Annotated in this window: 11 protein-coding genes; 9 read left to right on the top strand and 2 right to left on the bottom strand. The window is 68.4% G+C overall.

All coding sequences use genetic code 11. The annotated features are described in order from the left end of the window. Positions 1 to 279 precede the first annotated feature (279 nt). The 9 genes from V6M42_RS05825 to V6M42_RS05785 all read left to right on the top strand — a co-directional run bounded on the left by V6M42_RS05825 (position 280) and on the right by V6M42_RS05785 (position 6,819). Positions 280 to 1,623 (top strand): serine hydrolase domain-containing protein, encoded by a 1,344-nt coding sequence (locus tag V6M42_RS05825; RefSeq protein ID WP_332677768.1) that lies wholly within the window; start codon positions 280 to 282, stop codon positions 1,621 to 1,623. Between the two features lie 84 nt (positions 1,624 to 1,707). Continuing rightward, positions 1,708 to 1,959, top strand: coding sequence for an aa3-type cytochrome c oxidase subunit IV (locus tag V6M42_RS05820; RefSeq protein WP_332659978.1), 252 nt, complete (start codon positions 1,708 to 1,710; stop codon positions 1,957 to 1,959). A gap of 227 nt (positions 1,960 to 2,186) precedes the next feature. Next, positions 2,187 to 3,320 carry a Re/Si-specific NAD(P)(+) transhydrogenase subunit alpha gene (locus V6M42_RS05815; protein ID WP_332677767.1) on the top strand — a complete coding sequence of 378 codons (1,134 nt, stop codon included), beginning with the start codon at positions 2,187 to 2,189 and terminating at the stop codon, positions 3,318 to 3,320. Continuing rightward, entirely contained in the window at positions 3,317 to 4,087 is a 771-nt protein-coding gene (locus tag V6M42_RS05810) for a hypothetical protein (RefSeq protein WP_332677766.1), read from the top strand. Before V6M42_RS05815 ends, V6M42_RS05810 begins: the two co-directional genes overlap by 4 nt. Continuing rightward, positions 4,087 to 4,419, top strand: coding sequence for an NAD(P) transhydrogenase subunit alpha (locus V6M42_RS05805; RefSeq protein ID WP_056620759.1), 333 nt, complete (start codon positions 4,087 to 4,089; stop codon positions 4,417 to 4,419). The genes V6M42_RS05810 and V6M42_RS05805 overlap by 1 nt, the downstream gene beginning before the upstream one ends. Then, entirely contained in the window at positions 4,416 to 4,712 is a 297-nt protein-coding gene (locus tag V6M42_RS05800) for a hypothetical protein (protein WP_332677764.1), read from the top strand. Before V6M42_RS05805 ends, V6M42_RS05800 begins: the two co-directional genes overlap by 4 nt. Beyond that, complete coding sequence (locus V6M42_RS05795; protein WP_332659970.1) at positions 4,709 to 4,996, top strand: hypothetical protein; 288 nt, start codon at positions 4,709 to 4,711, stop codon at positions 4,994 to 4,996. The genes V6M42_RS05800 and V6M42_RS05795 overlap by 4 nt, the downstream gene beginning before the upstream one ends. Position 4,997: 1 nt before the next feature. Continuing rightward, on the top strand, positions 4,998 to 5,381 hold the full coding sequence (locus tag V6M42_RS05790) for a hypothetical protein (protein WP_332677762.1): 384 nt from the start codon (positions 4,998 to 5,000) through the stop codon (positions 5,379 to 5,381). 22 nt (positions 5,382 to 5,403) lie between these two features. After that, positions 5,404 to 6,819 carry an NAD(P)(+) transhydrogenase (Re/Si-specific) subunit beta gene (locus tag V6M42_RS05785; RefSeq protein WP_332677760.1) on the top strand — a complete coding sequence of 472 codons (1,416 nt, stop codon included), beginning with the start codon at positions 5,404 to 5,406 and terminating at the stop codon, positions 6,817 to 6,819. Positions 6,820 to 6,860: 41 nt separating this feature from the next. Here V6M42_RS05785 and V6M42_RS05780 read toward each other — a convergent pair whose 3' ends face one another. Next, complete coding sequence (locus tag V6M42_RS05780) at positions 6,861 to 7,130, bottom strand: DUF2442 domain-containing protein (RefSeq protein WP_332677758.1); 270 nt, start codon at positions 7,128 to 7,130, stop codon at positions 6,861 to 6,863. A 1-nt stretch (position 7,131) separates the two neighbouring features. Further along, positions 7,132 to 7,284: a DUF4160 domain-containing protein gene (locus V6M42_RS15295; RefSeq protein ID WP_442880928.1), complete on the bottom strand. Its 153-nt coding sequence runs from the start codon at positions 7,282 to 7,284 to the stop codon at positions 7,132 to 7,134. Between the last annotated feature and the right edge of the window lie 12 nt (positions 7,285 to 7,296).

Raw genomic sequence — 7,296 nt, 5'->3', positions numbered from 1 at the left:
CGCGATCCGGCGTTCTGGACCATCGGCACGAAGCGGCTGGAAGGGCTGATCGACCGGTTCGAGGCGCTGGTCTGACGTTACCCTGATCCGTCATTCCGGGGCCGCGAAGCGGAACCCGGAACCCAGGAGGCTGGCCACAGACGTGGAGGCTCGGCGGACTTCGGCGCCCAGACCCCTGGGTTCCGGGTTCTGTTCCCGGCTGCGCCGGTCCCAGCCCCGGAATGACGGCGGGAGAGAACAGACGTTGACGCGGCGCCGACTGCGGGCGAGCGTCCCGCCATGCGCACCCTGATCCTCGCCACGGCCATTCTGACCGCCTCCCCGTTCGCCGCCTTCGCCCAGACCCCCGCGGCGCCGTCCGCCAGCGTTCGCGCCATGGCGGCGGGGTACAAGGCCCTGACGGTCTGCAGCGCGCTGAAGACCGCCGAGGCGGCGGGCGGGACGCGGACGCTGGAGAGCATCGAGGCCAATGAGCTGACGGGGATCTATCCCGAACTGGATCCGCTGGTGCGCGAGATGCCGGTCGAGGTGTTTCCGGCGCGGGTGGCGGTCGCGTGGGACGACGCCATGCCGCCGCGCTCGGCCGTGTGGCGGGACGGGCATGGCTGTTCGATCATGCCGGTGGGCTGGCGCGGCGAGCAGATCGCCATCCTGCCGCCGAGGCGTCCTTCAGATCAGGCCTTCGCCGGGGGAGAGCCGGTCGGCAACGCCGCCCTGCTGAACGAGGCGGTCGAACAGGCTTTCGAAGGGGGCTACGGCGCGGGCTCGAACACCACCGCCGTGCTGGTCCTGCAGAACGACCGGGTCGTGGCCGAGGAATATGCGCTGGGCTTCGGCCCGGACACGCCGCAGCGGACATGGTCGGTGGCCAAGTCGCTGGCCGGCACGGTGATCGGGGCGGCGGTGCAGCGGGGACAGGCCGATGTGAATGCGCCGGCCGCGATCGGCGACTGGAGTCGCGAAGGCGATCCGCGCGCGGCCATCACCCTGGACCAGCTGATGCGGATGGCGTCGGGCCTGACCAGCGATACGGCGGGCAATCGCACCGACGCCCTGTATTTCGGCGGCGTGGGCGTGGACGAGCAGGTCACGACCTGGCCGCTGATCACGACGCCGGGGACGCGGTTCCGGTACGCCAACAACGACATACTGCTGGGCATTCTGGCCATAGCCCCGACGTTCGAGGCGCATCCGCCGGCCGAACTGTTCCGGCGGCTGGGCATGAACGACACCTGGGCCGAGACGGACTGGCGCGGCAACTACATGCTGTCGAGCCAGGTCTGGTCGACGGCGCGCGATCTGGCGCGGTTCGGACGGCTGTATCTGAACGACGGCATGCTGGACGGACAGCGCATCCTGCCCGAGGGCTGGCGCGACTACGTCTCGCGCCCGTCGGGGCCGCAGCCGCCGAGCGGCGAGCAGGGCTACGGTGCGACCTTCTGGCTGTTCAACAGGTCGGAGGGAATCCCCGCCGACGCCATCTCGGCCAACGGCAACCGCGGCCAGTACGTCATCATCGTGCCGAGCCGGAACATCGTCATCGTGCGGCGCGGCGAGGACCCGGCCGGAAAGCCGTTCAACTTCATCCCCTTCACCCGCGACGTTCTGGCCGCGCTCGACTGAGGGGAATTGTCAGCCGCCGCTTGAGCGGACGGCAGGCCCCGCTATAAGAGCGCCAACCGACGTTCCAGATTCCCGGACACCGACATGGCCGACCCGCACCACGCCGACTCCCACGACGCCTACGTTCGCGGCTCCCAGGAGATCAGCGAGCAGACCTCGACCTTCCATGCCTTCATCAGCATGGCCAAATGGGGTTCGCTGTGGATGGCCGCCCTGCTGATGTTCCTGGTGCTGTGGTTCCAGCCGGGCGGAAGCTTCATCGCCGGCGCGATCGCAGCCGTGGCGATGCTGGTGCTGGGCTATTTCGGCCTGAAATCGCCGAAGGCGAAGCACTGAAACACCGCGCATCCCCGCGAAGGCGGGGACCCGGGCTTTAGCCTGACCGCCGGTGTCGAATGCACCTTGGTTCGTTCAACCCTCTGCCCGCCGCTCAAACCTGGGTCCCCGCCTTCGCGGGGATGCACGGGCGAGGAATGCGCTTCCGCCCCGGGGTCTGTCGTCTTTTGACGCAGCCTGTTCGATCAGCCTAACGTCGTCCTCCGAGAGATGACGGAGGGATTCGCTTGGCTGTCGCCATCGCCGTGACCCGCGAACGCCGAGACGGCGAGACGCGCTGCGCCGTGACTCCGGAAACGGTGAAGAAGCTGATCGCCATGGGCGCGACCGTGACGGTCGAGGCCGGGACCGGCGCCGGCTCGTCCATCCCCGACGACGAATACGCCGACGCCGGCGCGACCGTGGCCAAGGACACCAAGGCGGTGCTGTCGGGCGCTGACGTCTTGCTGAAGGTGCGCGGGCCGACGGCGCAGGAGACCAGCGCCCTGAAGCCCGGCGCGATCGTCGTGGCCCTGCTGGACGCGTATCGCGACAGGGAGACGGTGACGGCCCTGGCCCAGGCCAATGCGACGGCCTTCGCCATGGAGTTCGTGCCGCGCATCAGCCGCGCGCAGGTGATGGACGCCCTGTCGTCACAGGCCAATCTGGCCGGCTATCGCGCCGTGATCGAGGCGGCGTACGCCTATGGCAAGGGCTTCCCGATGATGATGACGGCGGCGGGGACGGTGGCTCCGGCCAAGGTCTTCGTCATGGGCGTGGGCGTGGCGGGCCTGCAGGCCATCGCCACGGCGCGGCGGCTGGGGGCGGTGGTCACGGCCACCGACGTGCGGCCCGCGACCAAGGAGCAGGTGGAATCGCTGGGCGCCAAATTCCTCGCGGTCGAGGACGAGGAGTTCAAAAACGCCCAGACGGCCGGCGGCTACGCCAAGCCGATGAGCCCCGAGTATCAGGCCAAACAGGCCGTGCTGACGGGCGAGCACATCCGGAAACAGGACATCGTCATCACCACGGCCCTGATCCCGGGCCGGGCCGCGCCGGTGCTGGTCACGGCGGCCCAGGTGGCGACGATGAAGCCGGGCTCGGTGCTGATCGACCTCGCGGTGGAAGCCGGGGGCAATGTGGAGGGCGCCAGGGCCGGCGAGGTGGTGACCACGGCGAACGGGGTGCAGATCGTCGGCCATACGAACCTGCCGGGCCGGATCGCGGCGGACGCCTCGGCCCTCTACGCCAAGAACCTGGTCGCCTTCGTCGGGCTGATGATTGTGGACGGGGCGCTGGCGCCGGACCTTGAGGACGAGATCCTGAAGGCGGCGGCGGTGACGCACGGCGGGGCCGTGGTGCACGAGGGGGTGAAGGGATGACGAGGGTGCTGGCCATCCTCGCTTTCGCCGGAAGCGTGTTGGCCGTGTCCGGGCCAGCGCTGTCGCAGGATCGGGTGAACAACCCGTTCGTTGCCGTCTACGGCGCGGATCTGGATGTCGAGGAGATCGATCTTCGGGTCGGCGACGGCCTGCTGCCGGAACACCAGGATCGCGCGGCGCGGGCCTATATCGAGCGGGCCATGCCTGCGGAGCAACGGGAGCTGTTCCGGGCCCGCCATCCCGATCTGCCCGAGGCGCAGGCCGCGGAACGGATGGCCGAGTTTCTCGCCGTCGCCAATCTGGAGGATCGGTTCCGGGACGATGAGGCGACGGGACGCAAGGTCCGGCTGGTGGCGCGGGTCGATGAGGCGCGGGCTGACGGCATGCTGCGAATGGCCATGGCTCCGCGGTTTCCGCGCACGGCCATGACCGTGGCCGTGCAGGACCTGGCGACGGGCCGCACGCTCGTCACCGGCCGGATAGAGGACGTGGCGAGCTATGCGGCGGATAACGACGAGGCGCGGGAGCGACTGGGACTGGTCTATAACTGGCTGGGCACGGACACGGACTTCCGGATTCTGGCGGGGATGACGAATGCGATGGCCGCCAGCCTCGAGACCCTGCTGCGCGCGGAGTCGACGCCTGTCGGCCCCAGAACCATCGGCCGGGCCCCCATCTCGCCCACTGTAAGCGTGCCCATACGCATCGACAGGGCCATGTACGAACTCAATGTCGCCCCGCCCGACACCACCCGAGGAGAGGACTGATGGAACACGTCGATCCCACCGTCTTCCGCCTTGCCATCTTCGTGCTGGCGATCTTCGTCGGCTACTATGTGGTCTGGAGCGTCACGCCGGCCCTGCACACGCCGCTGATGGCCGTGACCAACGCCATTTCCTCGGTGATCGTCGTCGGCGGCCTGATCGCCGCGGCGGCGGCCAGCGCCGACGGCGGCTGGATCGCCAAGGGGGCGGGCGTCGCGGCCGTGACCCTGGCCAGCGTCAACATCTTCGGCGGCTTCATGGTCACCCGAAGGATGCTGGCCATGTACAAGAAGAAGGAACGGCCCGCGAAGCCGGCGGAGGCGGCCGGGTCGTGACGCAGGCCATTCTCTTCACAGCGCTTGTGCCGCTGGCGCTTCTGCTGGTGCTGGGCTTCGTTTTGCTAAGCGGTCGGATGAGCGAAACGGTGCGCAGACGTGTCGAACTCGGCCTGATCCTGATCGCCTACCCCGCTTTTATCCTGACCTGGGCATGGCAGGCCTGGGAGTATCAGCAAGAAGGTGACTGGTTCATGGTCAGCATAATGCTGGTCTTGATCGGCTCCTTCGCGGTCCAGTTCGTTCTGGCGCTGCGAACACGCACGCTGTTCCCGAGGTTCCGGAAGGCATGACGCTGGACGTCCATCAGTTCGCGGTCGGCGCGTCCTGGGTCGCCACGGCGATCGGGGCCGGCCTGTGGCTGTGGAGCTGGTTCGGCGAGCAGGACGCGATCCGCAAGCTGCGCTTCCTGGACTGCGGCGTGGTGCTGCTGTTTGCCTCGGTGCTGTTGCGCATCGTGGCCCAGGACAAGCCCATGACCGTCTGGGACTGGGCCATGGTCTTCGTGGCCCCGCTGTTCATCGTCGCCGCCCTGTGGCGGCTGGCGCGGACGGCCTGCCCGCCGGGAGGACGCTGAGATGCGCGCGGGGCGGATCGGCCTGATGGTGCTGCTGGTCGCGTGCGCCTCGGCGGCGGATGCGCAGACCCGTCTCGGCGCTGACATCGAGAGCGGCCTGCCCTGGCACGTCGCGGCGCTGCAGGGCGCCCGCTGGTCGCTGGTGTGCCGGTTCAAGCCGGTGACCTACGAGGCCTCGACCTACAACCGGGAAGCCTGGGCCAACCGGATCGCGCAGACGGGCCGCGGCTCCGTGGGCGGCCGGCTGCCGGGGGACGACGGCAGCTGCACGGTGACCAAGACCGGCGGACGCGGCGCCGTGGCCATCGCCATGATCAAGAACGGCGAGTCGCAGGTGGCGGTCACGACCGACCCGGCCCGGCCCGCCGCCGTGGGATTTTTCTGATGCTGAAACTCGGGGACACGGCATGAACGCATCCTTCGCGGCCCTGGCCTATCTGGTCTCCGGCGTGCTGTTCATCCTCAGCCTGCGCGGCCTGTCGAGCCCGGAGACGAGCCGGCAGGGCAACACCTTCGGCATGGTCGGCATGGCGCTGGCGGTCGGGGTGACCCTGTTGACCCTGTGGAGCACCGGGACGCTGGATCCGCTGACCCTGGGCCTGATCGCGGGCGGGGTCATCGTCGGCGGCGGGGCGGGAGCCCTGATCGCGGCCCGGGTGCAGATGACCCAGATGCCCCAGCTGGTGGCGGCCTTCCACAGTCTGGTGGGGATGGCGGCCTGTCTGGTCGCCGTGGGCGCGGTCTATGCGCCCGAGAGCTTCGGCATCGCCGACGGCGCGGGCGGGATCAAGATCCAGTCGATCATCGAACTGGCGCTGGGCGTGGCCATCGGGGCCGTCACCTTCACCGGCTCGGTCATCGCCTTCGCCAAGCTGGACGGGCGGATGTCGGGCGCGCCGATCCTGCTGCCGGCGCGGCACCTGATCAACATCGGCCTGGCCCTGGGGCTGGTCGTGCTGATCGGGGTGATGATCGCCACGGACGGCACGGCGACCTGGGCCTTCTGGGGCGTCTTCCTGCTGGCCCTGATCCTCGGCGCGACGCTGATCATCCCGATCGGCGGGGCGGACATGCCGGTGGTGGTGTCGATGCTCAACTCCTACTCCGGCTGGGCCGCGGCGGCGCTGGGCTTCACCCTGGAGAACATCGCCCTGATCATCACCGGGGCGCTGGTCGGCAGCTCGGGCGCGATCCTGAGCTACATCATGTGCAAGGCGATGAACCGCAGCTTCATCTCCGTCATCCTCGGCGGTTTCGGCGGCGATACGGCGGCCGCGGGAGCGGGCGCGGTCGAGAGCCGGCCGGTCAAACAGGGCAGCGCCGACGACGCCGCCTTCATCATGAAGAACGCCTCGAAGGTCATTATCGTGCCCGGCTACGGCATGGCCGTGGCCCAGGCCCAGCATGCGCTGCGCGAGATGGCCGACAAGCTGAAGGAGGAGGGGGTCGAGGTGAAATACGCCATCCACCCCGTCGCCGGCCGCATGCCCGGCCACATGAACGTGCTGCTGGCCGAGGCCAATGTTCCCTATGACGAGGTGTTCGAGCTGGAGGACATCAACTCGGAGTTCTCGAGCTGCGACGTGGCCTTCGTCATCGGCGCCAACGACGTCACCAACCCGGCCGCCAAGACCGATCCGCAGAGCCCGATCTACGGCATGCCGGTGCTGGACGTGGAGAAGGCGGGGACCGTGCTGTTCATCAAGCGCGGCATGGCGGCGGGCTATGCGGGCGTCGAGAACGAGCTGTTCTTCCGCGACAACACCATGATGCTGTTCGCCGACGCCAAGAAGATGGTCGAGGGGATCGTGAAGGCGCTCTGACTATCGATCCGTCAAGTCGATCCGCCGCGCCCGATCGATGGCTAGGCCGCCGCGCTCTCGACCTTCAGCACGCCCGCAGCCTTCATGTCGGCATGCAACGCATCCGGCGCCCAGTCGTAGCCGTTGGGCCAGGCGAGCCCACCGAACTCGAGAAACACCCGATCGAAATAAGCGGGATCCTCAAAAGGTCGGGTCACCGGCGTGCCGCGCTTCGCCAGAACCGAGAAATCCCATTCGCCGGCGCGACCGTCCGAGAACCACAGCTTCAGACGATAGTCGCCGAGCCGTTGCAGCTTTCGGATGCGAACCACCTCAGTTGTCATTATCGGCGTCGGGTCCCGGAATCCGTTCAGGCGTTGTGTCGTCGCGCACGGCGCACCATGCCGCCCGCAGTTCGGTCTTATACATCTCAATCCACTTCTGGACGAGTTTGCGCTGAGCGGTTGGAAATCTGCCGCCGATCACAGCGCCGGTTTC

Source organism: Brevundimonas sp., from assembly GCF_036677305.1.
In the GTDB taxonomy this organism is placed as follows: domain Bacteria; phylum Pseudomonadota; class Alphaproteobacteria; order Caulobacterales; family Caulobacteraceae; genus Brevundimonas.
Note: the sequence above shows the minus strand (reverse complement) of the source record. Positions and strands in the feature narration are given on the sequence as shown.